Source organism: Mesorhizobium australicum, from assembly GCF_900177325.1.
Taxonomy (GTDB): Bacteria; Pseudomonadota; Alphaproteobacteria; order Rhizobiales; family Rhizobiaceae; genus Mesorhizobium_A; species Mesorhizobium_A australicum_A.
In genome coordinates this window covers 95,858-118,749 of the sequence record NZ_FXBL01000004.1, presented here as the reverse complement: position 1 = coordinate 118,749, position 22,892 = coordinate 95,858, and the positions used below count along the sequence as shown (strand labels likewise).

22 protein-coding genes are annotated in these 22,892 nt (G+C 62.6%); 8 read left to right on the top strand and 14 right to left on the bottom strand.

Translation table 11 applies throughout. From position 1 onward, the window contains the following. From B9Z03_RS02910 to B9Z03_RS02900, 3 genes are read right to left on the bottom strand one after another with little or no spacing between them, the layout of a single operon-like run. Nucleotides 1-672 carry an amino acid ABC transporter permease gene (locus tag B9Z03_RS02910; RefSeq protein ID WP_085467470.1) on the bottom strand — a complete coding sequence of 224 codons (672 nt, stop codon included), beginning with the start codon at nt 670-672 and terminating at the stop codon, nt 1-3. Nucleotides 673-677: 5 nt separating this feature from the next. Next, nucleotides 678-1,466 carry an amino acid ABC transporter ATP-binding protein gene (locus B9Z03_RS02905; RefSeq protein WP_085467469.1) on the bottom strand — a complete coding sequence of 263 codons (789 nt, stop codon included), beginning with the start codon at nt 1,464-1,466 and terminating at the stop codon, nt 678-680. Next, complete coding sequence (locus B9Z03_RS02900) at nt 1,463-2,308, bottom strand: substrate-binding periplasmic protein (protein ID WP_085462805.1); 846 nt, start codon at nt 2,306-2,308, stop codon at nt 1,463-1,465. The genes B9Z03_RS02905 and B9Z03_RS02900 overlap by 4 nt, the downstream gene beginning before the upstream one ends. Before the next feature lie 690 nt (nt 2,309-2,998). Between B9Z03_RS02900 and B9Z03_RS02895 the strand changes: the two genes are divergently transcribed. The 7 genes from B9Z03_RS02895 (at nt 2,999) to B9Z03_RS02865 (ending at nt 10,333) form a co-directional block, all read left to right on the top strand. Continuing rightward, on the top strand, nt 2,999-4,984 hold the full coding sequence (locus B9Z03_RS02895; protein ID WP_085462804.1) for an oxidoreductase: 1,986 nt from the start codon (nt 2,999-3,001) through the stop codon (nt 4,982-4,984). A gap of 46 nt (nt 4,985-5,030) precedes the next feature. Beyond that, entirely contained in the window at nt 5,031-5,744 is a 714-nt protein-coding gene (locus B9Z03_RS02890; RefSeq protein ID WP_176247410.1) for an SDR family NAD(P)-dependent oxidoreductase, read from the top strand. 167 nt (nt 5,745-5,911) lie between these two features. After that, nucleotides 5,912-7,117: an ABC transporter substrate-binding protein gene (locus B9Z03_RS02885; protein ID WP_139832146.1), complete on the top strand. Its 1,206-nt coding sequence runs from the start codon at nt 5,912-5,914 to the stop codon at nt 7,115-7,117. Nucleotides 7,118-7,140: 23 nt separating this feature from the next. Next, nucleotides 7,141-7,995, top strand: coding sequence for a branched-chain amino acid ABC transporter permease (locus B9Z03_RS02880; protein WP_085467467.1), 855 nt, complete (start codon nt 7,141-7,143; stop codon nt 7,993-7,995). Continuing rightward, a complete protein-coding gene (locus B9Z03_RS02875) occupies nt 7,995-8,915 on the top strand; it encodes a branched-chain amino acid ABC transporter permease (protein ID WP_085462802.1) in 921 nt (306 codons plus the stop codon). The genes B9Z03_RS02880 and B9Z03_RS02875 overlap by 1 nt, the downstream gene beginning before the upstream one ends. Further along, the gene (locus B9Z03_RS02870; RefSeq protein WP_085462801.1) at nt 8,908-9,639 is read left to right on the top strand and encodes an ABC transporter ATP-binding protein; all 732 of its coding nucleotides are present in this window, start codon (nt 8,908-8,910) and stop codon (nt 9,637-9,639) included. The genes B9Z03_RS02875 and B9Z03_RS02870 overlap by 8 nt, the downstream gene beginning before the upstream one ends. After that, on the top strand, nt 9,632-10,333 hold the full coding sequence (locus B9Z03_RS02865) for an ABC transporter ATP-binding protein (RefSeq protein ID WP_085462800.1): 702 nt from the start codon (nt 9,632-9,634) through the stop codon (nt 10,331-10,333). Before B9Z03_RS02870 ends, B9Z03_RS02865 begins: the two co-directional genes overlap by 8 nt. A 229-nt stretch (nt 10,334-10,562) precedes the next feature. Here B9Z03_RS02865 and B9Z03_RS02860 read toward each other — a convergent pair whose 3' ends face one another. After that, a complete protein-coding gene (locus tag B9Z03_RS02860) occupies nt 10,563-11,507 on the bottom strand; it encodes an XdhC family protein (RefSeq protein ID WP_085462799.1) in 945 nt (314 codons plus the stop codon). Nucleotides 11,508-11,727: 220 nt separating this feature from the next. Here B9Z03_RS02860 and B9Z03_RS02855 point away from each other — a divergent pair, with 220 nt between their 5' ends. Beyond that, the gene (locus tag B9Z03_RS02855) at nt 11,728-12,771 is read left to right on the top strand and encodes a winged helix-turn-helix transcriptional regulator (protein ID WP_244561638.1); all 1,044 of its coding nucleotides are present in this window, start codon (nt 11,728-11,730) and stop codon (nt 12,769-12,771) included. A gap of 22 nt (nt 12,772-12,793) precedes the next feature. On the opposite strand, the gene B9Z03_RS02850 is transcribed toward B9Z03_RS02855, so the two are convergent. The 10 genes from B9Z03_RS02850 to B9Z03_RS02805 are packed head-to-tail and all read right to left on the bottom strand — an operon-like array spanning nt 12,794 to nt 22,889. Then, nucleotides 12,794-14,014 (bottom strand): iron-containing alcohol dehydrogenase, encoded by a 1,221-nt coding sequence (locus B9Z03_RS02850; protein WP_085462798.1) that lies wholly within the window; start codon nt 14,012-14,014, stop codon nt 12,794-12,796. After that, nucleotides 14,011-15,183: an NADH:flavin oxidoreductase/NADH oxidase gene (locus B9Z03_RS02845; protein WP_085462797.1), complete on the bottom strand. Its 1,173-nt coding sequence runs from the start codon at nt 15,181-15,183 to the stop codon at nt 14,011-14,013. The genes B9Z03_RS02850 and B9Z03_RS02845 overlap by 4 nt, the downstream gene beginning before the upstream one ends. A 14-nt stretch (nt 15,184-15,197) precedes the next feature. Then, nucleotides 15,198-15,968, bottom strand: coding sequence for an enoyl-CoA hydratase/isomerase family protein (locus B9Z03_RS02840; RefSeq protein ID WP_085462796.1), 771 nt, complete (start codon nt 15,966-15,968; stop codon nt 15,198-15,200). Nucleotides 15,969-15,986: 18 nt separating this feature from the next. Further along, a complete protein-coding gene (locus tag B9Z03_RS02835) occupies nt 15,987-17,147 on the bottom strand; it encodes an acyl-CoA dehydrogenase family protein (protein ID WP_085462795.1) in 1,161 nt (386 codons plus the stop codon). 17 nt (nt 17,148-17,164) lie between these two features. After that, nucleotides 17,165-18,265: an acyl-CoA dehydrogenase gene (locus B9Z03_RS02830; RefSeq protein WP_085462794.1), complete on the bottom strand. Its 1,101-nt coding sequence runs from the start codon at nt 18,263-18,265 to the stop codon at nt 17,165-17,167. A 13-nt stretch (nt 18,266-18,278) separates the two neighbouring features. Then, the gene (locus tag B9Z03_RS02825) at nt 18,279-19,493 is read right to left on the bottom strand and encodes a CaiB/BaiF CoA transferase family protein (RefSeq protein ID WP_085462793.1); all 1,215 of its coding nucleotides are present in this window, start codon (nt 19,491-19,493) and stop codon (nt 18,279-18,281) included. Nucleotides 19,494-19,509: 16 nt separating this feature from the next. Beyond that, a complete protein-coding gene (locus B9Z03_RS02820; protein ID WP_085462792.1) occupies nt 19,510-20,370 on the bottom strand; it encodes an amidohydrolase family protein in 861 nt (286 codons plus the stop codon). Nucleotides 20,371-20,399: 29 nt separating this feature from the next. After that, on the bottom strand, nt 20,400-21,113 hold the full coding sequence (locus B9Z03_RS02815; RefSeq protein WP_085462791.1) for an ABC transporter ATP-binding protein: 714 nt from the start codon (nt 21,111-21,113) through the stop codon (nt 20,400-20,402). Continuing rightward, nucleotides 21,097-21,879 (bottom strand): ABC transporter ATP-binding protein, encoded by a 783-nt coding sequence (locus tag B9Z03_RS02810; RefSeq protein ID WP_085467465.1) that lies wholly within the window; start codon nt 21,877-21,879, stop codon nt 21,097-21,099. The genes B9Z03_RS02815 and B9Z03_RS02810 overlap by 17 nt, the downstream gene beginning before the upstream one ends. A gap of 8 nt (nt 21,880-21,887) precedes the next feature. Further along, entirely contained in the window at nt 21,888-22,889 is a 1,002-nt protein-coding gene (locus B9Z03_RS02805) for a branched-chain amino acid ABC transporter permease (RefSeq protein WP_085462790.1), read from the bottom strand. Nucleotides 22,890-22,892 lie beyond the last annotated feature (3 nt).

The window sequence follows — 22,892 nt, the reverse complement described above, 5'->3', positions numbered from 1 at the left end:
TCACTTCCCCCACTTGTAGCGTGCCTCGATCCTGCGTCCCCACACGACGAACGGAACGAGCAGGACGAGATAGCCGATCGATGCCGCAAAAAGCGGCGAGGCGTTTGAGGAAAAGCCGAGGGCGGCACTGGCCTGCGCGATCAGGTCCGGAACCGCGACCACGGAGGCGAGCGAGGTCGCCTTGATCATGATGATCAGGCGACTGATGAGTGCCGGCAGGACGAGGCGCACTGCCTGCGGAACGATGACGTGCGCCAGCGCCTGGCCATGCTGCAGACCCGAGGCCCGTGCCGCCTCGAACTGGCCCTTGTCGAGCGCGCGAATGCCCGCCCAGACCAGCTCCTCGACGAAGGCGGCGAGGATCAGCCCCAGCGAGATCACCGTGACGACCGCGCCGTTCAGCCGGATACCCGAATAGGGCAGTCCGAAATAGAGGAGCACGATAACCATCAGTGGCGGCAGCGCCCGCATGACGTCGGCGAAGATGACGATGAAGAAGTTGAGCAGCCGAAAGCCGTAACTTCGCAGCATGGCGAGCGCGGTGCCCAGCGCCAAGCCTAGGATCGTCAGCGCGACCGCCAGGCCCAGCGTGACCGCCATTCCCAGCAGCAGATCAGGAAGGTAGCGCAGGATGATCCTTACATTGAAGAAGGCATCGAAGAACTCCGCCATGAACGTCACCGCAAGACACTGGCCAGGAAGTTCTTGGTCCTGGGATGGCTGGGGGCGGTGAATATCCGGTCGGGGCTTCCCTGCTCGACAATGTTGCCGTCCGCCATGAACACGACGCGGTCCGCGGCGTCGCGCGCGAAACGCATCTCGTGGCTGACCACCAGCATCGTCATCCCCGACCGCCGCAGGTCGTGCATGACCTGAAGCACGCCGTCGACAAGCTCCGGGTCGAGCGCTGAGGTGGGTTCGTCGAACAGCACCACCTTGGGGTCCAGCGCCAGGGTCCTGGCGATGGCCACGCGCTGCTGCTGACCGCCCGAAAGCTGCGAGGGATAGTAGCCGGCCCGGTGCGCCATCTCGACCCGGTCCAGCATCGCCATGCCGATGGCGTCCGCCTCCGCGCGGGGCTTTCCCGCCACCTTGCGCAGCGCCAGCGTCACATTCTGTAGCGCCGTCATGTGCTGGTAGAGATTGAAGGACTGGAATACCATGCCGATCTTCTGGCGGACGGTATTAATGTTGACACCCCTGCCGGCGATGTCGACGCCCTCGAAGAGAATGTGCCCGGAGGTCGGCAGCTCCAGGTGATTGCAGCATCGCAGCAGGGTCGACTTGCCCGACCCTGACGGGCCGATCAGGAACACGAGTTCGCTCTTATCGACCCTCAGGTCTACTCCCTTGAGGACCTGGACGCCGCCGAAGTTCTTTGCCACGGCGGAAAGCTCGAGGATGGGCCCGCCGGACGGGCCCACCTTCTCGCTCTCGACCTCCTTGCTTTCGGTCGCGAGCGTCATTGCGAGCATTCGACCTCGTGACGGGTCTCGTCGTAACCCTTGAAGTTCGGCGCTCCGAAGCCGGGCACCGGCGTTCTGGCGGTATCCGTTTCTGCTACCGCAACTCCGGTCCACTTTTCAAAGGCCGCCGCAATGACACCGCGCGTTTTCAAGCATTCAAGCGCGGTTTCAATTCGGTCGCGCAGTTCGGGATCTTTGTGGTTTACCGCGTAGCCTAGATGCGTACCGGAATCGATCTGAAAAGGCGCTACGGCGAACATCTCGTTTTCCCGGGCGATCCAGCCGGCAGCGGAAGTGAATGCGATTGCGGCGTCCGCCTGCCCGGTCCCCACCGCTTGGGCGGCATCGGAGTTCTTGTCGTAACGAGCGACGTTGATTGAATACTCTTCCGCACGTTCAGTGATCCAGCGATCAAAAGCCGAACCCTTGTTGGTCGCAACCGTCTTGTTGCGTAAATCCTCCATGCCGGTGATAGCCGGGGAGTCGGCTCGCACCAGAAAGCCAAACGGCGCATCCGCGTATGGCTCTGTGAACAAAACGCTCTCGGCGCGCTCCTCATTGATCACCGCTGGTGCCAAAATCATGTCGAATCGGCCAGCCGCCAAGCCCGGAAAGGTGCTCGACCAAGGCTGATCGATTACCTTGATTGTAATCCCCATCGCTGCGGACAGCGCTTCAGCGATTTCTATATCGATACCAGCGTAGGTGCCATCATCGGCGACGAAGGCAAATGGCGCGTAGCCGACATCGGTCGCAGCGACAATTTCCGCTTTTTGTGCAGCTGCAGGGCTGAGAAACGCGATGGTCGCCGCGAGCGTCGCAAAATGAATATGCCTTTTCATGTTCGCCCTCTTTTTTTTGTGGTCGCGTCGTAACGTCAGACTTTCGAGCAGTCTGATGATAGGTTCTGAGTAACAGAACACAATTCTATTTTTTCATATTGGCGATTGATGTCAAGGCGTCATACGCACTTTCTGACGATGAATGATTCAGCAAGCCACTCCCATTTCCGCCAACGATCAAGGCGGACTGCCTCTTCCGCGCCGGAAGCTTACCTAGAGGTCGACACTTCGCGAGCATTCGGCGGCAACACACGTCGAGGCAGCGGCGAGGAAGAGGGCAGAAGCGGCAGCCCTGCACAAGCAACGCAAAGACCTGGAGCGCTGCGCACCGCGAACGCCGTCACCGACGAAAACGGTCCTCGACGCCAACAGCGGTCCATTTCGTCGCAACGATCTTCGACCGATTCGTGAAGCGATCTTGACCGCCGGGCGCTCGCCGACCTGGTCGGGGTGTCGCCGGCGTCTGCGTCCGGTTTACGCGAGGCTGGCTGGAAGGATTGACGCCCATCTCCCAGCTTTTCGTCGCCGCAGGCCAGCACCCCTAAAAGTCTTTGGTCGGCAGCTTCTCGTTTCCCCGGTCGCAATGCCCGTTGTTACGAAGGCGAATAAAAGCGTTGACGCAATCTATCAAACTGTCATAATGAAATGATGTTCTGTTAGATAGAACATTCGCTATATGGGACGCTTCCGATGGGTTCACCGCGGTATGAACGAGCGCTTTCGCCGACAAGGATCGGTCAGGTTTCCCTACGCAATCGAATTTTTGTGCCGGCGCATACGACCAATTTCGCAGACGGGAACCGCCCGTCAGAGCGACACAAGGAATATCACCGCACCAAGGCTGCCGGCGGCGCCGGGCTAATAATCTACGAAACGATCAGGGTTCACCCGACGTCATTCGGGCGCTCAGGCGCGACTTCCGGTGCCGACGACGGCTGCATCGAGCCCTTCAGAAAGATTGTGGCCTGCGTACACGATGAGGGAGCAAAAATCTTCGGGCAGATCGTACATATGGGCCGCGAAGTTGACGGCACATATGCACGGACGGACGCCTGGGCGCCATCGGAACTGCCATGGTCGAGTTCGGCGCCCGTCCCGCACGAAATGACCGAAGCCGACATCGCCCTGATCGTTGACTGCCACGTGGCGGCGGCCAAAAGGTTGATGGAGGCTGGTTTCGACGGAATTGAGGTGCATCTTGGCCACGGCCATCTACTCCAGCAATTCATGTCCCCCCACTCCAACTCCCGAACCGACCGTTATGGCGGGACTTTCGAAAATCGATTGCGGTTTGGCCTGGAGACACTGCACGCCGTGCGCACTGTCGTGCCAAAGGAAATCGCTTTCGGAATTCGGATATCCGCCGAAGAATACTTACCGGGTGGACTCGGAATAAATGAGATGGTGCCGATTGCACGACGGCTGGCGGACGAGGTTCATCTCGACTTCATAAACGTCTCCCACTCCGCGTATCATGCAAGCTATACGCTATCGACGCAGATGGCGGATATGCAGTTCAATCGTGAACAGTTTCGGCCATTTCCAATTGCCATCGCCCAAAGCGTGGAGCGTGCCAAGCATCGCCCCGCGATCTTCGCTGTGTGCAAGTTCGACACGATGGCGATGGCGGATGCGTTTTTGGAGCATCCCGGCGTCGAGATGATCGGAATGGTTCGAGCGCACATTGCCGACCCCGACATCGTCCGAAAATCAATCGAAGGCCGCGAAGACGAGATCATTCCATGCATCCACTGCAACCAGGGTTGCACAGGAATGCTTCAGCTCGGCCAGCCGATCTCCTGCCTGGTCAATCCGACGGCCGGATTGGAACGTCAGTGGCCGTTCCGTCTGAAAGCAGGTCAGAAGGAGCCAAAGCGCGTGCTGATTGTAGGCGGTGGCCCTGCGGGGCTCGAGGCGGCGATAACGGCCGCCGCGCGCGGTCACGATGTAGAATTGTGGGATGCAAAAGAGCGGCTTGGCGGCGCTGTCAACTGGATAGCATACATGCCGCAGCGGCAGGACTTTTTGAAGCTGGTGGCAAGTCAGGAGCGACGTGCGAAAAATCGCGGCGTACGACTTGAGCTTAGCAAACAAGCCTCGGCTGAAAGCGTTCTGGCGTATAATGCGGACGTGGTCATCCTCGCGACCGGGGGCATTCCCGTGGCGCGGAAACTGGAAGGCGGCGGCAACGCGCTTACGTTGGAGGATGCATTGCGCGAGCCTGATCGACTTGGTCGGCGAGTTGCCGTCGAGGACAATCAGGGAAGTTGGGCAATCGCATCCTTCGTCGAGCATGTCGCCGGCAGCGGCCGGGAAGTAACGCTCTATATTCCCAACGGCCAGATTGCGGCGAACGTTCCAATTTACAGCGCGTATGGATGGCGGAAGCGAGTATTGGACTACGGTCTGCGCCTCAGAACCCTTGTCAGCGTTCATGGTTTAGCTGGTGGCAACCTGACGCTGCGCGATTGCTGGTCCAATGAACTGCTGAACGGAGGAGAGTGCGACTCGGTCGTAGCGCCGACGCTCGGCACTTCTAACACCGCTCTCTATCGCGCGATTGTAAGCGCGAGGACAAACAATATCAGCAAGATCGTCACGGTTGGAGATGCGCTTGCGCCGCGAACGGCGCTGGAGGCGGTCTTTGAGGGCCACCGAGCAGGGCGGGCGATCTGACGCCGCTGGAGCCTTTCCATCCGGAAAGCAGCAAGGAGAGCACGCATTGAACAAGCGGGTCTGTATCGTCGGCGCTACTGGCGGAATTGGAACTGCGATAAGCAAGCGCTTCGCTGTGGGCAACCGCGTGATTTGCATGGATCTACCGAGCCCAGCACTGGACAAGCTCGCGTTCGAAACCGGGGCTGTCGCCCAACAGATCAACGTTCGGTCACCAGAAAGCGTGGCCCTCGCATTCCAAGCCGCGCGAGATTCGATCACGCAGATCGATATACTTGTTCTATGCTTCGGAATAGTAGATAATACAAAAATGTCGGCGCTGACGCTCGACCGCTGGCAAAATATAATCAACGTCAATCTCACCGGTTGCTTTTTGTGCCTTCGCGAAGCCCTCGAATGGCTTTCCGATGGAGCGCGGATTGTGCTCCTAGGGTCGTTGGCAGCCCGAACGGGTGGCGTTCTAACGGGTCCTGCATATGCCGCATCAAAGGGCGCGGTGGAAAGTCTCACGAAGTCTCTCGCAATCGAACTTGCACCGCGCGGCATAACCGTAAACTGCGTGGCCCCCGGTGCGGTCGAGACAGACATGATCCGCTCGCACTCTCCGGATCGGCGCGCTGCAATGGTCAGTTCGACGCCGCTTGGCAGGATGGCCGATCCATCGGAAATCGCGGATGCGGTTTTGTATTTCGCCTCCGACGGTGCCGGGTTCACAACGGGAGTCACGCTTCAAGTAAACGGTGGGATCCGTATGGATTGAGGCATGTACGGTCAGTATAACTCAAATCATTATGCCACACATCACCTGTAACACACCTGCCTATCTCTTGATTCCTAATCAACATAGTCAATCGACATTGGCATATTGCACGAAGAAATAGAGTAAATTGCGTCCAGCAGACAGCTACCTCAGAGGAGACACATAAAATGGACATGACCCGTCGTTCGATCGTCGCCAGCCTTGGTGCAGGGGCTGTGACGCTTGCGCTTCCCGCCGTTCTCCGTGCGCAGCATGCCCCGGTCAAAATTGGCTTGATCCATCCGGTATCGGGAGCCGTCGCCTTTTCAGGGCAGCAGTGCCGCCTGGGCGCAACCATGGCTGTAGAAGACTTGAATTCGGCCGGCGGCATCAAGGCCCTTGGCGGAGCGCAGATCGAGGCTCTTCTGGGCGATGCCCAGAGCCGCCCAGAAATCGGCGCAAGCCTGGTGGAGCAGATGGCGGAACAGGGCGTCGCCGGCTTCACGGGAGCTTATTCGACTGCGGTCAGCCTAGCCGCCACTCAGGCCGCGGCGAAGTACGACATCCCGTTCAGTCTCGATGGCCCGACTGGGCAGTTGCTGACAGAGCGTGGTTTGAGGAATGTCTTCAGGCTTTTCCCCTCCAATGCCTCTCTCGTCAAAGATGCGATAGAGGCGTTGAATGAACTGAATACCAACGCCGGCAGTCCTGCAAAAACGGCAATTCTGATTCACGAAGACGGCGAGTTCGGAACCAACACCGCAAATCTCGTTTCGGAACAATTGCCCACGCACAATATCACCGTAGTCGACAGAATTGCGCATGCGACGCCGACGCGGGATTTCACAAATGTCGCGCTACGGGTTAAATCGGCGGCCCCTGATCTCATCATTATCACCAGCTACGCAAATGAATATGTTCTTCTCGCTCGATCCCTCGTCCAACAGCGGGTAAATGCGAAGGCGATTTTCTCGATCAGCGGCGCCGGGTTCAACCTTAAATTTATTCAGGAGCAGCCAACGATCGCTGCGGGGATCATCGATTTCAACAATTGGTACAATCCCATTGACCCGCGTAGTCGTGAATTTCGCCAGCGGGTCGAGACCAGTGGCAATCTGTTCACATGGGAAGTCCTCTACGGATACTTTGCTGTTAAAGTGCTTGCCGATGCCATTGAGCGCGCGGGAAGTACGGACAAGGAGCGTGTAATCGACGCCTTCAACGTGAGCCAATATTCGGATCATTTCCTGCCATTCGGACCAACCAACTTTGTCGACGGTCAGAATCAGGGCGCCAGAATGCTATGCCTGCAAGCGCAGAATGGAGATATCCGAGTTGTAGGGCCGAAAGAGTATCAGGAGATCGAGCCGATCTTCCCTAGAGAAACGCTTTAGTGTGAGGACCAGGCGTGGCTCTGATGATAATCTCCGCCGTGATTAACGGCGTGCTTGTAGGTGGCGTATATGCACTCGTCGCATTGGGCCTCACGCTAATCTATGGGGTGCTTCACGTCGTGAATTTCGCGCACGGCGCGCTCCTGATGGTAGCGATGTTCGCTGCCTGGTTGATCGCGACACGTGCCGGGATTGACCCGTATGTCGCGCTGCCGGCGCTTACTGCGGGGATGTTCGCCCTCGGCTGGCTGCTCTATGTGGGGCTTATCGGTCCTGTTTCACGTGGAGAAGACCAGATGCTTCTCCTTGCAACCCTCGGCCTTTCTATTGTCCTTGAGAACGGAGCACTTGCTCTGTTCTCGGGGAACACCCAGACGATAGAGACACCATACTCCTTTGCGATGATAGAAGTAGGAAGCCTGCTTCTATCCGTGACAAAACTCGCAGCTTTCGGGGTCTCGCTCGCATTGGGCGGACTGCTGTGGGCGTTCATGACCTTTACCGAAACCGGTCGCGCAATCCGTGCGGTCGCGAAGGAGCCAGAGGGCGCCAGACTGGTAGGGATCCGTCCTTCACGGATATTCGCCTTTGCCTTCGGACTGGGCACAGCCTGCCTTGGCGCCGCCGCCTGTCTACTTTTGCCGATGTACTATGTGAGTCCCCACGTAGGCGGAGTGTTCGTTCTTGTTGCCTTCACGATCGTAGTTCTTGGCGGCATGGGAAGCTTTATAGGCGCAGTTCTTGGCGCCCTGATCGTAGGCGTAGCAGAATCCTTGGGAGGGCTTTTCCTAGGCGAGAGTTTGGGTCCGGTGCTCATTCCAATTGTTTTTGTAGCGACATTACTGCTGCGGCCCACCGGACTGTTTGGGAGAGCGTGATGAACAGGATTGTCGTCGTCGTCCTCTGTATTCTGGCTGTTGCGCCATTCTTCTTCCAGTCTCAGTTCGTCGCGAATATGGCCCTGCTGACCGCCCTGGGCGTTGCGACCAGCCAAGCATGGAATATCGCAGGCGGGTATAGCGGTCTCACAAGTTTCGGTCATGTCGCATTCTTCGGGACGGGGGCATATACGGTCGCGATCCTGCAGACACGCTATGGCATTAATCCTTGGGTCGGGATCCCGTTGGGAGCGCTCATTGGCGCGCTGACGGGTTATGTCGTCGGATGGTGTACTTGTCGGGCGGGATTGCGAGGAAGCTACTTTGCGCTTGTGACACTCGCATTTGCCGAGGCACTCCGTATCATCGCAAACAGCGTTGATTTCACACGCGGCGGCCTAGGCATTCCGATTCCGCTCCAAATGGAATTAAGCAACTTTCAGTTTAGTGACAAGCGTATTTACTATGGAATCGCCCTGATTGTGGTTGCTATTGCTACGTCGGTATCGATCTGGATCGAACGGAGTCGGTTCGGTGCCCAGCTTATTGCCACACGGGAGAACACCGATGCTGCGCGCGCGCTCGGAATAAATATTGTTCAAGTTCGAGCTTCCGCGCTGGCAATTTCTGGCGCGATAACAGCACTAACTGGAGTTATCTATACGCAAGTCTTTCTATATATCGATCCGACGATTGCTTTCGGCGTTGGGCGCAGCGTCGAGATGATGCTCATGGCGCTGGTTGGTGGCGCCGGTACCGTGCTCGGACCCATCGTGGGTGGAGTGATGCTTCATCTATTGGGAGAAGTAATCAAGGACCTAACGAACATACCCGGCATAGCTCCCGCATCCTACGGTGTGGTTCTACTGCTCATCATCGCGTTCATGCCGCGCGGGATCGTGAGGAAGCGCCGTGCTTGATGTTAAAGAGATATCGAAGAGATTTTCAGGGTTGGTTGCAGTCGACTCGGTAAGCATGCGTGCCCTCCAAGGAACGATAACCGCTCTACTTGGTCCAAATGGCGCGGGAAAGACGACTACATTCGCGATGATCGCGGGATTCCTGAAGCCCGACAGCGGTTCCGTCGCTTTTTGCGGCGAGAGCATCACCGGTAAAACGCCGGAGGAGATCGCGCGGATAGGAATGGTCAGAACATTTCAGATCACACAACCTTTCGCTGGCCTGTCGGTCGTCGAGAATATTCAGGTGGGAGCGTTCATGCGGGAACGAAACCGCCGGCTTGCCGAGATCAAGGCTCGCGAGGTCGGCACCAGACTGGGCCTGGATCGGTTGCTCGACACGCCTGCCGCCGGGCTAACGGTGGCTGCGCGGAAACGGCTCGAGGTTGCCCGCGTTCTGGCAACTGATCCGCAGCTCATTCTTTTGGATGAGGTAATGGCCGGGCTCAATCCAACAGAAATCAACGAAACAGTGCGAATGGTGAAGACTGTAAGAGACACCGGCATCACAATTGTGCTGATAGAGCATGTCATGCAAGCCGTGGCAGAGTTGGCTGAAGATACATATGTCCTTGCAGAAGGCCGATTGATAGCACGCGGTACGCCGCGAGAAATCGCGAACAACCCCAAGGTTATCGAATCGTATCTGGGTCAGGGCGCCTCAAAGCGGATCAGACATGCTTGAGATCAAAGGGGTGCAAGCAGGATACGGCGATTTCTCGGTTTTGCACGGAATCGACCTTTTCGTGGGACAGGGCGAAGCGGTTGCCGTGCTTGGCGCGAATGGCGTTGGCAAGACCACGCTGAACAGGGTTATTTCGGGCCTCGTACCCGCGCGAGCGGGCGAAGTCTGGTTCGAAGGCCGTAATATTACCAATTGGGATCACGCCGATATTGTCTCGCTTGGCCTCGTTCATGTTCCCGAGGGGCGTCGGATTTTTCCCAACTTGACCGTTCTGGATAACTTGCTGTTGGGATCGTACCGGCGAGGCCGTGCTCAACGGGCGCTGACATTGGAAAAGGTATTCGCGACATTTCCTCGTCTTGATGAACGGCAGCGTCAAGCGGCGGGGTCCTTGAGCGGTGGCGAGCAGCAAATGCTGGCGATTGGGCGTGGAATGATGTCCGATCCGCGGCTTTTGATCCTTGACGAACCATCCCTGGGGCTTTCCCCAAAGCTCACCGACGAGTTGTTCGAGCTGATCGGCCGCCTGATGGAGACGGGGTTGTCGATTCTCCTGGTTGAACAGAACGTGTATCGGAGCGTTTCGATTGCCCAGCGCGCCTACGTTGTGGAGCGGGGACTTATAGCTCTGTCTGGAAGCTCCGAGGACCTGCTCGATAGTTCGGAATTGAAGAAGGCTTACCTCGGCTTTTAGGGTTGCTCTCCTTGTTCGACAGAAAAGCAAATCCGCGATGGCCGCCTTGGCCCCCCGTGTGCCATGGAACCGACGCTCACAAGGACAGCCGGCAGCGGACGCATGCTCCGCTGACACAGAGGGCACCAGCGGTTTTCCTTTGGAGTAAAAGCGTGTGTTGTATGCGCCTGACCGTCGTGTCAGCGGGTCGACAGACGAGCGGTGCCGAAGCAGCGCCTGCGTCCGTGCCCTAAGTGCCGGTGTCTTCGATCAACGGGGTGCATTGCGCGTTGTCGACCTGGACGATCTCGGCCAAGATCGAGATGGCCACATCCGGGGCGGATTTCGCGCCCGCGAATAGGCCGGCCGGACCTCTTATGCGCGCGAGGCTGGCATCGTCCATGCCGAGCGATTTGAGCATTTCAAGCCGTTGCAGATGGGCGCGCCGACTTCCCATCGCACCAATATAGAACGCATCTGTCCGAATGGCCGCAGGGATGAGTTCCCGCTCCCATTCATGGTCGTGGAACATGAAGACGATTGCCGTCCATGCATCCGCCGTCAGGGCTGGAGTGTTTCTCCCCGGCGCGATCGCAATCGTCTCGATTCCATATTCACTCACCGCGGAACGGGTAAGCTCGTCCGGCGATTGAAGCAGAGTTGCGAAGCCCGCGCTACGCGCCAGTTTCGCCAGTTGAACGGCCCCAGGTCCGATACCGACGACGATCAGACGGCGGCGGGGTCGATAATGGCGAATGAAAGGCATGTCAGGCGAAGTCGAACTATTGCCTATCTGCAATGACGCCGGATTGCGCTCTTCAAGCCGGGATTGGGCTGTGGCGAGATCGGCTTTATCAATGTCGACGTCGAAGTGGAGGTCAATGGCGCTGCCGCATGGAAGCTGGATATCCAGATATTTCGATCCACGGCCGTAGCGGACATAGCGGGACTTGCCTTCGTCCAGAGCAGCCAGCGCTTCGGCGACGACCGCGCGTTCTATGCATCCACCGGAAAGGTAGCCGACCCATTCTCCCGTCTGTGAGATCGCCATTTGGGCGCCTCGGGGTCGCGGCGCCGTTCCCTCGATATTCGCCAGCGTCACGAGTGCAACCTGTTCATTGTGGCGCATCCGGTCGAGCGCGAAGTCGAGAACATAGTCATCGAACTTCTCCCAGCGTCCATCTGGATTTCTCATGCCGAGATCCTTGCCGGCATCTTTGCCTCGTACAGCCCACACCGCCAGCCACAGCGAGCGCCGGATCGGGGATAGCGATCGCCACCCTTTTCCGGCATGCTGACAATCGGACCAGTTTCATGTATTTAGTCTTATAATGCAAGTCAATGATGGCGCTGCGGTACCATCGGCCGATCAGGCGCAGGCCGCCCGCAGCATGCAACTCGTGGGATATCCCTTCATGAGCCTTCACAAATCGATGCAATGGAAGCCAAAGGGGCAGGCCTTGCATGAAGACGGGGAGGAGCCCACGCAGCACTCCGGGCAGGAAGTCATAGCCGCCGGCGATAACCCCGATCGCTCCACGCGCCATGACCGGAATTGCTCTATCCGGCGCACGGTCGAGATCATCCTCGACCGTTGGACATTTCTTATCATCCGCGAAGCCTTCTTCGGCATTCGAGAGTTCGAGCGGTTTCAGCAAAGGCTCGGGGTTCCTCGCCAGACCTTGTCCGCCCGGCTGAAACGCCTCGTGGAGAACGAAATATTCCGCACCGTCGCCAAGCCCGACGGTCGGGGCAACCAGTACAGATTCACCGAGCGCGGCAAAGACCTTTTCCCGGTCATGCTGTCGATGATCGAGTTCGGCGATAAATGGCTGACGGACGGGTCTCCGACCCCGATGGTGCTCTATCACCACAATTGCAACCATGAGTGCCACCCGACGACGGTTTGCAGCGTGTGCCGGGAGCCGATCGACGCGCGCGACGTCTCTCAGCGCGAGGGGCCGGGCGCTGGCTTCTCCCAGAACGAGAACCGGCCCACGAACCGCCGCTCCCCCGACGCCCTTCTCGAACAGATTCGGCCGTCATCCGTTGGCCGGACGCTCGAGATCATCGGGGACCGCTGGAGTTTCCTCGTCATTCGGGAAGGCTTTCTTGGGGTCAGGCGCTTCGACGAGTTGAGCGAGAGGCTGGGGATTTCCAGCAATATCCTGGCGGAACGGCTTGCACGACTGGTCGATACCGGCGTTCTGCGCAAGGAACGTACACCCGGCGGTTTCAGCGAATATCGCTTCACCGAAATGGGACGCGATCTTTTCCGGCCGATGCTCGCGATGATGCGATGGGGAGACACATGGCTATCCGACGGCAAGGTCCCGCAGCGCGTACGCCATCGCACATGCGATTGCGACTTCCATGCACTCGTTGTCTGTGACCACTGCGGCGAGCCCATTGCGTCGAACGCGACGCGTTACGAACTGCGCTACGAGTTGACCAGCTGACGGCGGAGAGATCGTCCCACCATCACCAGGCCGCCCGATAGATCGCGAATGCGTCTTGTTCCGACACGTCGCGCGGGTTGTTGACCAGAAGACGCTGCTGCTTCATCGCGTCGGCCGCCATCTTCGCCAGCGCATCTTCCGGAATGCCGACATCGCGCAGACGCGGCTGGAGCCCGACACGCTGCGCCAGCGCCGCAAGTTCCTCGATGAAGGCCGCGCAACGGCCCTGCACGCTTTCCTCATTCGCCAGGTGCGGGAAGGCGTCGGCGGCGATCTCCGCGTAGAGATGCGCCGCGTCCGGCGCGTTGAAGCGCAGGACATGCGGCAGCACCAGCGCGTTGGACAGCCCGTGCGGAATGTGGAACGTGCCGCCGATCGGATAGGCGAGCGCGTGCACGGCGGCCACGGGCGAGTTGGCGAAGGCCTGCCCGGCCAGCATCGAGCCGAGCAGCATCGCCCCCCTCGCCTCCAGATTGCTTCCGTCGGCGATGACCGTCTCGATATTCCCGCCCAGAAGTTGCAGCGCCTGCTTCGCCAGCATCCGCGACAGCAGGTTGTTGTTAGCGTTTTTCGAGGCGTAGGCTTCGATGGCGTGAACCATCGCGTCGATGCCGGTGGCCGCCGTGATCGCTGCCGGCAGGCCCAGCGTCAGTTCGGCGTCGAGCACCGCCACGTCTGGCAGGATGATCGCCGAAGACACGCCGCGCTTTTCCTCCTCGCCCACAGTGATGATCGAGACCGGGGTGACCTCCGAACCGGTGCCGGCGGTGGTCGGAACCAGCGCCAGCGGCAGGCGCGGTCCCTTCGCCTGTCCGACGCCCCAAGCTTCGTCCAGATCCTCGCTTGAGCCAAGCAAGAGCGCCGCAAGCTTGGCGACGTCCAACGAGGACCCGCCGCCGAAGCCGACGACGCTGGTCGCCCTCGCCGCCTTGCCGGCCTCGACCGCCTTCATCAGCGTCGCCCGCGACGGGTCGGCCTCGACCTCGGAAAAGACCGCGACGGAGATTCCTTCGGCTTCTAGCGAGGCGATCGCGGCGTCGCACAGGCCGAGCTTGCGCAATCCGGGATCGGTGACGAAGAGCACCGAGGCGCCGAGCCTTCGGCCGACGAGACCGCCCATCCGTCGTGCCGCGCCGGTCTCCAAGATGACGGACGAGGTGGTGTTGAAAGTGAGGGGGGTCTTGCAATTCTCCTCATGCCGCCGGCGCGTCGGACATCCCGTGCCGCCCGACAATGCCGTCATTCGGCGGCGTCGCGCAACCGGCCTTCGTCGAGCGGACTTTCACCGCTGGCGTGCAGCGCCCCGTGCCACTTGGTCAGCCACCAGCCATATTGCTCCGGCCAGTCCTCGAATTTCCCGGTCAGGCCGAAATGCTCGGCCGCATGGTGGGCCCAGAACGGGTTGAACAGCATCTGCCGGGCAAGGAAGATCAGGTCGGCGCGACCGTCCTGAAGAATCCGCTCGGCGAAGTCGAAGCTGCGGATCATGCCGACGGCGCCAGTGGCGATCTCCGCCTCGCGCCGGACCTGCTCGGCGAACGGCACCTGATAGCCCGGTCCGCGCGCCAGATTGGCGTTGGTCGAGCCGGCGCGCAGATTGCCGCCGGTGGAGCAATCGACGAGATCGACCCCGAGTTCCTTCAGCCTGCGGGCGAAGACGACGCTGTCCTCGATCTCCCAGCCGCCGTCGATCCAGTCGGTGGCGGAGATGCGCACGAAGAGCGGCGTCGAGGACGGGATCGCCGCCCTCACGGCCCGCGTCACCTCGAGCGGAAAACGCATGCGGCTCTCAAGGCTGCCGCCATAGTCGTCGGTGCGGAAATTCGCGAGCGGCGACAGGAAGGATTGCAGCAGATAGCCATGCGCCATGTGCAGCTCGATGACGTCGAAGCCGGCGAGAACCGCGCGCCGCGCCGTCGCGACGAAGGCGTCACGCACGCCGACAAGCCCGTCATGGCTGAGCGGCCGGGGCGTCCGGAACCCGTCGGAGAAGGCGACGTCGGACGGGCCGACCGGGTCCCACACCTCCTCACCCATCTCGATGTCGCGATCGGTCAGCGGCCCGTTGCCCCGGAAGGCGCGCTGCTGGCCCGACTTGCGGCCGCCATGGTTGATCTGGATCGCCGCCCTGGCGCCCTGCGCCTTGATGACATGGGCGATCTGGCGCATGCCGTCGATCTGGCCGTCTTCCCACAGGCCGGGATCGCCATTGGTGATCCGCCCCTTGCGGGTGACCGAGGTCTGCTCGACGAAGACGAGGCCGGCGCCGCCCATGGCGAACTTGCCGTAGTGGACCAGATGGAACGGCGTCACGTAGCCGTTCTCGGCCGAATACATGCCCATCGGCGAGATGACGATGCGGTTCCTGAGTTCAACGCCGCGGAAGATGGCTTTCTCAAACAGTTTGACCATCGGTGCTGTTCTCCTCAACGGGATTTGAATTCGGCCGGGCGGCGCTCGGCATTGGCGCGCACGCCCTCGGCGAAGTCTTGCGTCTCGCGAAGCCAGGACTGCTCGTCAAGCTCGCGGTTCAGGCGCTCCTCGATCCGCTCAACCAGGCCGAGGCGCAGGGTCTGGCGCGTCGATTTCACGCCGAGCGGCGAGCTTTCCGCGATCTCGACGGCAAGCTTCATCGCCTCCTCGCACAGCGTCTCCTCCGAAGCCAGCACGTCGCACAGGCCGATGCGATAGGCTTCCTCGCCCTTGACCCTTCGGCCGGTGAGGAACATCAGCGCGGCGTTGTTGGCGCCCACCAGCTCCGGCAGGGTGACGGTGAGGCCGAAGCCGGGATGAAAGCCGATCCGGGTGAAGTTGGCGGAAAAGCTCGTCTGCGGGCTCGCGACGCGGAAATCGGCCGAGAGCGCTACGCCCAGCCCGCCGCCGATGGCGTGGCCCTGCACCGCCGCAACCACCGGCTTGGCGCAGCGGAAGATGCGCAGGCCCTCATTGTAGAGCGCGCGGGTGTCGGCGCGGCGCTCTTCCGGTGTCTCGGGCTGGTTGCCGGCGAAGTCGGCCCCGGCGCAGAACGACTTGCCGTTGGCGCACAGAAGCGTGGCGCGGATGCCGTCATCGGCGTCGGCGCCCTCCAGCGCGTCGGCGATCAGCGCGATCAGCTTGCGGTCGAAATAATTGTGCGGCGGGCGGTTGATCTCGGCGATCTGCACATGGCCGTCGCGGGACAGAAGAAGATCGGACATGAAAGCCTCCTTGAAGGGTCAGCGCAGGCCGAGGCCGCGGGCGATGACGCCGCGCAATATCTCGGTCGTGCCGCCCTGGATCGTGAGCTTGGGCGCGATGCGCAGGTTGAAGTCGAGTATGTCCGCGAAGCGGTCATGGCCTTCCGCGTCGACGGGCAGGAAGGCGGCGGCCTCGCGCACGCGTTGCGGCAGGTCCTGCTCCCACAGCGTGCCGAGATCCTTGACGATGGCCGCCTCGGAGACCGGCTCGCGTCCGGCCTCCAGCATGCCGGCGACCGACACTGACATGCGGCGCAGCGCGTGAAGCTCGGCGACGAGGCGACCGATCTCCCCGGCTAGGCGCGGGTCCGGCTCGGCGGCGGCCATGGCGACCAGTTTGCGCAGCGCCGCATAGGTTTCGAGGAAGCGCTCGGGGCCGCTGCGCTCATAGGCGAGTTCGGTCGTCGCCTGCTTCCAGGCGCCGTCGACCTCGCCGATGAGTTGGTCGTCGGGCAGGAAGACGTCGTCGAATACGACCTCGTTGAAGTCGCGGATGCCGCTCATCTGGTCGATGATGTTGCAGCTGATGCCCGGCGCCTTCATGTCGACGAGGAACGAGGTCAGGCCGTGGCGGCGGTTCTCGACCGTGGGCGGGCTGGTGCGGAACAGGCCGATCATGTAGTCGGCGCGATGGGCGTTGGTCGTCCATATCTTGGAGCCGTTGATCTTCCAGCCGCCGTCGACGCGGGTTGCTCGGCACTTGGCCGCGAACAGGTCGGAGCCGCTGTCGGGTTCCGACATGCCGATGCAGAAGCAGGCCTCGCCGGCGATGATTTTCGGCAGCACTTCCGCCTTGATGCGCTCGGAGGCGTATTTGATCAGCGTCGGGCCGGACTGGCGGTCGGCGGTGAAATAGACGGTGTTCGGCGCGTTGTGGACCAGCATCTCCTCGTTGACGACGTAGCGGTCGAGGAAGCTGCGCTCCTGCCCGCCATAGCGGCGCGGCCATGTCATACCGATCCAGCCGCGCGCACCGACCTTGCGGGCGAAGGCCTTGTGCACCTCCCAGTCTTCCTCCGGCCGGTCAGGATCGAACGTGCCGGCGTCGATCTCGGAGCGGATGAAGGCGCGAACCTCGTCGCGCAGGCGCTGGACATGGGCCGGCAGGCGCAGGGGCTGGAATTCGAGGGCGGTCTGCATGTCTTTTCGTCGACTTCCTATCGGCTGGCGAGCAGCGGCCACAGTTCTCCTGCGCCGCGCCGGCATACGAGCTGGCCGAGCAGCAACGACCATTCGCTTTCGTTGCCGTAATCGTCGCGCCAGGCAAGCGCCCGCAACGTCAGGCGGTGGAGGATGTGCTCGCTCGTCACCCCGATCGCGCCGTGAAGCTGGTGGGCGATGGCCGCGCCCTTGCGGGCGGCGGAAGCGGCACGAATCTTGGCCGAGGCGATTTCCAGCACCAGCTCGGCATCGTCGAAGCCGCGCCCCTCGCCGAGCAGGCTTTCGAGCGCCTCGGCGGCAGAGGCGGCCGCGCTCAGCGCCACGGCCGCCTCGCCGGCAAGCTGGGCGACGCTATGCTGCACGGCCTGGAACTTCGAGATGGTGCGCTCGAAGGCGCGCCGCTCGGTCACATAGCCGGCGGTGATCAAGAGCATCCGTTCCAGCGCGCCGGCGATCTGCATCGAGCGCGCCGCCGCCCCCATCAGGAGCGCGGTCTGCGCCGTGAAGCCGCGCGGCGCCGGCGCGTGCGCCAGCACTGGCGTGGCCACGAAGGCGACACGGCCGATCGCTTCATAGGCGAGGTTCTGCCGCATTTCGACTTCCGCGCCGTCGAGCGCGACGAGGGCGACGTGAAGGCCGGCCTGCCCCTCGACCTGCCCCTCTGCCGGTCCCTTGGCCAGCATCGCTGCATGCGCGCACTCTCCGGCGAAGGGAAGCCGCGCGATCCGCCCCGTGAGCGTGCCGTCGGGCGCAAGCGCGATCTCGTCGCAGAAAGAGGCCGGCGCGAAGGCGATTCGGCCGGCCGGCATGTCGAGCCCGGCCGCGCCGAGCATCCAGCCGGCAAGGACGGTCTCCGCCAGCGGCGCGGACAGCGCCATGTTGCCGGCGATGCGCAACAAAGCGAGGCTTTGGCCGATGCCGAACCCGGCCCCGCCCCGCTCTTCCGGCAGGGCGGCGATGTTGAGGCCGGTCTCCTCGATCCCCGCCCACAGACGTTCCTTCCAGCTATCGTCCGCCGCCGCCAGGATGGTCTGGATGTCGGCGAGGTCGCCGAACAGACGGCGGGCCGAGGCGAGCGCGATGTCATCCGTTTCCATGGCGAACCCCCGCTTATTGCGCCTGCGCGATGGCGCCGATTTCGCGCAGCCGGCCGACCTCGCCTTCGGAGAAGCCGAGATATTCGGCGAGAATCTCGGCATTGTGCTCGCCAAGCCGCGCCGAAGCCACATAGTCGGGCGTCGCCGCCTCGTGCAGCAGCAGCGGGCTGCGGTGGACGAGGATGCCGCCATATTCGGGATGGTCGATCTGGCGCAGCATGCCGCGGGCGTGCATGTGGCGGTCCTGCGTCACCTCGAGAAGGTCGCGCACCGGCGCGCACGGCACCTTGTGCATGCGGCAGGCGTCCGTGATCTCGGCGCGGGTGAGCCGCGAGGACCAGTCGCCGACGAGCTGGTCGGTCAGGTCGATGTTCCTCAAGCGGTCCAGCACGGTCGTGAAGCGCGGGTCCTCGGCAAGCTCCGGCTTTCCCATGGCCCGCGTCAGCCCGGTCCAGTGCGATTCGTTGAGGCTGATGATGGCGACGTAGCCGTCGACCGCCGGATAGACGTTGTAGGGCGCTTCGGCGAGGCCGCCATGGCGGTTGCCGGTGCGCGGGGCGGCCGCCTTGCTGTTGAAGACGTCGGCGAGGTTGGAGGCCATGGCCGGATAGACGGTCTCGACCATCGCGATCTCCACCAGCCGGCCGAGGCCCGTCCTTTCGCGGTCGTAGAGCGCGGTGAGGATGCCGGCGTAAAGATGGGTGCCGCTGATGAAATCGGTGATGGCGGGACCGGCCTTGAGCGGCGGGCCGTCGGGAAAGCCGGTCACGCTCATGATGCCCGACACGGCCTGGATGGTGAGGTCCATCGCCAGATTGTCGCGGTCCGGGCCGGAAAGGCCGTAGCCGGTTGCGGAGCCGTAGACCAGGCGCGGATTGGTCGCGCTGAGCGTGGCATAGCCGGCGCCCAGCCTGTCGAGCACGCCCGGCGCGTAGTTCTCGATCACCACGTCCGCCTTCGCGGCCAGCGCCTTGAGGATGTCGATGCCTTCCGGTGTCTTCAGGTTCAGGCTGATGTTGCGCTTGTTGGCGTTCAGCATGGCGAAGGGCACGGCGTTGCCCTTGCTGATGCGGGCGCGATGGCGCACGGGCTCGCCTTGCGGCGGCTCGATCTTGATGACGGTGGCGCCGGCCTGCGCCATCAGGAACCCGGCATAGGGCCCCTGATAGACCTGGCCGAGATCGAGTACCAATAGACCTGCCAGCGGCAGACTGCCCTTGTTGCTCACAATATCCTCGATGTGTTCAGAAGCCGTAGAGCCGCGTCGGATTGTCGACGAGGATCGCGCGGCGGGTGGCCTCGTCCGGAACGCATTCGTGCAGCAGGCGAAGCAGGTCCTGCATCGCCGGCATGGTCTCGGCGCTGTGGCCGACATGCGGCCAGTCGCTGCCCCACACCACCTGGCCGGGCGCGGCCGCGACGATGGCGCGCATGTAGGGCGCGGTGTCGGCATAGGGGCGGCCCAGCCGCGTGTTGCGGTCGGCGCCCGAAATCTTCGTCCAGTAGCGCCCGGTCTTGAGCAGCTCGGTGAAGGCCCGGAAGTCGGGGTGCTCGTGGCCCTTGTCGGCCATGGTGCGCGACATGTGGTCGATCACATAGGTGAGCGGAAACTTCTCCAGCTCGGGCGCGGCGGCGACGAGGTCGGAGCTTTCGATCCACAGCTGGGCGTGCCAGCCGCGCTCGGCGATGCGGGGGGCGAGGCTCCTGAAATCCTCGTAGCTGGTGCCGAGCGTCGACACCGGCTTGCCGTCCTGGCGGATCATCGTCACCCGCACGGCCCTGAAGCCGGCCTCGGTCAACTCGTCGAGGCGGCGGTCGCTGACGTCGGGGCGCAGGATGGCGGTCGCGCGCAGGCGCTCGGGATAGCGGCGCAGCGCGTCATAGGTGACGGCGTTGTCCTCGCCCGAGCCGACGGCGTGGACGATGACGCCGCGGGAGACGCCCATCCTGCCCCAATGCGCGAACGCGTCCTCGATGGTGAAGGCGCGCGACGGCGTGAAGCGGCCTTCGTCGCCGGCGGGAAAGCGGTCGAACGGGCCATAGATGTGGAAATGGCAATCGCAGCTGCCTTCGGGCAGCCGGTACTGGCTTTCGGTTTCTGCCATGAGGAAAACTCCCTGCTGGACGGACGAGGTCAAAGCCCGAGATAGGCGTGCTGGATGTCGGGGGATTCGGCGAGCTCGCGGGCGCTGCCTTCGGCCGTGATGCGGCCGACGCGCAGGACATAGCCGCGATCCGCGATCTTCAGCGCGGCGCGCATGTTCTGCTCGACCAGAAGCACGGAGATGCCGCGCTCTTTCAGCCCGCGGATCGCCGCCAGCACCGCCTTGCTAAGCATGGGCGACAGGCCGAGCGACGGCTCGTCGAACAGCACCAGCTTCGGCGCGGCCATCAGGCCGCGCCCGATGGCCAGCATCTGCTGCTCGCCGCCGGACAGGCTGCCGGCGAGCTGGTGGAGGCGCTCGCCCAGCCGCGGGAACAGCGCCACGACGTCCTCCAGCGCGAATTTCGGCCCGCCGCCGTCGAAATCGATCAATCCGAGATTGGCCTCGACGCTGAGGCCGGGGAATATCTCGCGGCCTTCCGGCACATGGCTCATGCCGAGGCGGCTGATCGCCCACGGCTTCATCCCGGCGATCTGCCCGCCGGCGAAGGTCACCGTTCCCGACTGCGGCGCGAGCACGCCCGAAATCGCGTTGAGCAGCGTCGTCTTGCCGGCGCCGTTGGCGCCGAGGATGGCGACGATCTCGCCCTCGCCCACGTCGAGCGACACGTCGCGCAGCGCGACAACGCGGCCATAGGCGGCGGTGAGGCCGGATACGGTGAGAAGACTATGCAGGCTCGTCATCGTCCGCTCCGAGATAGGCTGCTATGACTTCGGGGTGCTTGAGCGCGCGCGCCGGCGTGTCGTTGACGATCGGCCGGCCGTCGACCATGACCAGCACCTCGTCGCAGAGCGCGCCGATTGCCGCCATGTCGTGCTCGACGATGACGATCGTGCGCCCTTTCGCCACGGTTCGCATCAGCTCGATGAAGGATGCGGTCTCGTTCTCGTTCATGCCGGCGACCGGCTCGTCGAGGAAGATCACCCGCGGCTCGTTCATCAGCATGATGGCGACGGCGAGCCGCCGCTGGGTGCCGTAGGCGAGCGACGAGGCCGGCTGGTCGCGCAGCCCGTCGAGGCCGCAGGTCACCAGCACCTCGTCCGCCTTCGCCGCGAAAGCGGCCATGTCCTGGCGCCAGACGGGCAGGCGCAGCAGCCTTGCTGCCACGCTGTGGCGCATGCTGCCATAGCTGGCGAAGAGCAGGTTCTCGTAGACCGTCGATTCGCCGAACATGGCGGTGCGCTGGAAGGTGCGGCCGACGCCGCGCCGCGCCACCTGATGCGCCGGCAGGCCGGCCACGTCCATGTCCAGCACCCGGACGGTTCCCGTGTCCGGCTTGGTGATGCCGCACAATATGTCGAACATGGTCGACTTGCCGGCGCCGTTCGGGCCGATCAGGCCGTAGATCGCGCCCTCGCGGATGCGCACGTCCACGCCCCGCAACGCCACCACGCCGCCATAGCGCTTCTCGATGCCGGCGGCCTCGACCGCGTATTGCGCCCCGCTCATGGCCCCGCTCATGACCTGTCCCTTCCACGGCCCAGCATGGCGCGCGCCGACTTGAACAGCTGGTGCAGGCCGCCCGGCGCAACCATCATCACGACGATGATGAGCAGCGAGAACACCAGCACCCTGACATTGGCGTCGAGGTCCATGAATTGCGGGACGATGGTGAAGATCACCGCGCCGATGACCGGCCCGAACAGGAGCGCCGTGCCGCCGATCAGCACGGCGAGCAGGGCGTCGACGGTGCGCAGCACCGACATCACCTCGGGCGTGACGATCTGGGTGTAGGGCAGGCTGAGCGCGCCGCCCAGCGCGGCGATGGGCGCGCTCAGCACCAGCGCCTTCAGCCGCTCGCGAAACACGTTGATGCCGAGCGACTGCGCCAGATGGCGGCCCTGGCGGATGCTTTCGAGCGCATTGCCGAAGCGCGACGAGCGGACATGGGCGAGGAAGACCAGCACCAAGAGAAGCACGCTTGCCGTGACGAAGAGATAGGTGCGCGGATCGGTCAGGTCGAACGGCCCGAAAGCCAGCCGCTGGAAGCCGAACATGCCGAGCGGGCCGCCGGTGATGTCGAGGTTGAGCGCCGCCACCATGGCCACGCCCGAAAGGCCCCACGACACGATCGAGAAATAGGCGCCCGTCAGCCGCAGCGTCAGCCAGCCGATCACCACGGCAAGCAGCGCGGAGACCACCATGCCGATGAGGATGCCGACCTCGTAGGGCAGGCCGGCATGCTGCATGGCGATGGCCGGCGCATAGGCGCCGAGGCCGAAGAACATGCAGTGGCCGAGCGGCACCTCGCCGATGCCGCCGAGCATGACGTTGACGCTGAGCGCGAAGAGGGCGAAGGCGCAGGTGTAGCCGGCAAGGTTGAGCAGGAAGGGGCTGTCGAGGCCGAGGCCGACCGCCAGGATCAGCGCGGCGCCGAGCGCGAACAGCCCCACCGGAACCCAGCGGACGCCGCTGCCGGCTTCGCGCGCTTCCAGCGCCGTCGAGGAAGAAGTTGTCATGGA

Excerpts from the sequence above, each read along its gene's own strand:
- B9Z03_RS02910 (WP_085467470.1), bottom strand. The coding sequence starts at position 672 with ATGGCGGAGTTCTTCGATGCCTTCTTCAATGTAAGGATCATCCTGCGC.
- B9Z03_RS02905 (WP_085467469.1), bottom strand. The coding sequence starts at position 1,466 with ATGACGCTCGCGACCGAAAGCAAGGAGGTCGAGAGCGAGAAGGTGGGC.
- B9Z03_RS02900 (WP_085462805.1), bottom strand. The coding sequence starts at position 2,308 with ATGAAAAGGCATATTCATTTTGCGACGCTCGCGGCGACCATCGCGTTT.
- B9Z03_RS02895 (WP_085462804.1), top strand. The coding sequence starts at position 2,999 with ATGGGTTCACCGCGGTATGAACGAGCGCTTTCGCCGACAAGGATCGGT.
- B9Z03_RS02885 (WP_139832146.1), top strand. The coding sequence starts at position 5,912 with ATGGACATGACCCGTCGTTCGATCGTCGCCAGCCTTGGTGCAGGGGCT.
- B9Z03_RS02880 (WP_085467467.1), top strand. The coding sequence starts at position 7,141 with ATGATAATCTCCGCCGTGATTAACGGCGTGCTTGTAGGTGGCGTATAT.
- B9Z03_RS02875 (WP_085462802.1), top strand. The coding sequence starts at position 7,995 with ATGAACAGGATTGTCGTCGTCGTCCTCTGTATTCTGGCTGTTGCGCCA.
- B9Z03_RS02865 (WP_085462800.1), top strand. The coding sequence starts at position 9,632 with ATGCTTGAGATCAAAGGGGTGCAAGCAGGATACGGCGATTTCTCGGTT.
- B9Z03_RS02860 (WP_085462799.1), bottom strand. The coding sequence starts at position 11,507 with ATGAGAAATCCAGATGGACGCTGGGAGAAGTTCGATGACTATGTTCTC.
- B9Z03_RS02855 (WP_244561638.1), top strand. The coding sequence starts at position 11,728 with ATGAGCCTTCACAAATCGATGCAATGGAAGCCAAAGGGGCAGGCCTTG.
- B9Z03_RS02850 (WP_085462798.1), bottom strand. The coding sequence starts at position 14,014 with ATGACGGCATTGTCGGGCGGCACGGGATGTCCGACGCGCCGGCGGCAT.
- B9Z03_RS02845 (WP_085462797.1), bottom strand. The coding sequence starts at position 15,183 with ATGGTCAAACTGTTTGAGAAAGCCATCTTCCGCGGCGTTGAACTCAGG.
- B9Z03_RS02840 (WP_085462796.1), bottom strand. The coding sequence starts at position 15,968 with ATGTCCGATCTTCTTCTGTCCCGCGACGGCCATGTGCAGATCGCCGAG.
- B9Z03_RS02835 (WP_085462795.1), bottom strand. The coding sequence starts at position 17,147 with ATGCAGACCGCCCTCGAATTCCAGCCCCTGCGCCTGCCGGCCCATGTC.
- B9Z03_RS02830 (WP_085462794.1), bottom strand. The coding sequence starts at position 18,265 with ATGGAAACGGATGACATCGCGCTCGCCTCGGCCCGCCGTCTGTTCGGC.
- B9Z03_RS02820 (WP_085462792.1), bottom strand. The coding sequence starts at position 20,370 with ATGGCAGAAACCGAAAGCCAGTACCGGCTGCCCGAAGGCAGCTGCGAT.
- B9Z03_RS02815 (WP_085462791.1), bottom strand. The coding sequence starts at position 21,113 with ATGACGAGCCTGCATAGTCTTCTCACCGTATCCGGCCTCACCGCCGCC.
- B9Z03_RS02810 (WP_085467465.1), bottom strand. The coding sequence starts at position 21,879 with ATGAGCGGGGCGCAATACGCGGTCGAGGCCGCCGGCATCGAGAAGCGC.
- B9Z03_RS02805 (WP_085462790.1), bottom strand. The coding sequence starts at position 22,889 with ATGACAACTTCTTCCTCGACGGCGCTGGAAGCGCGCGAAGCCGGCAGC.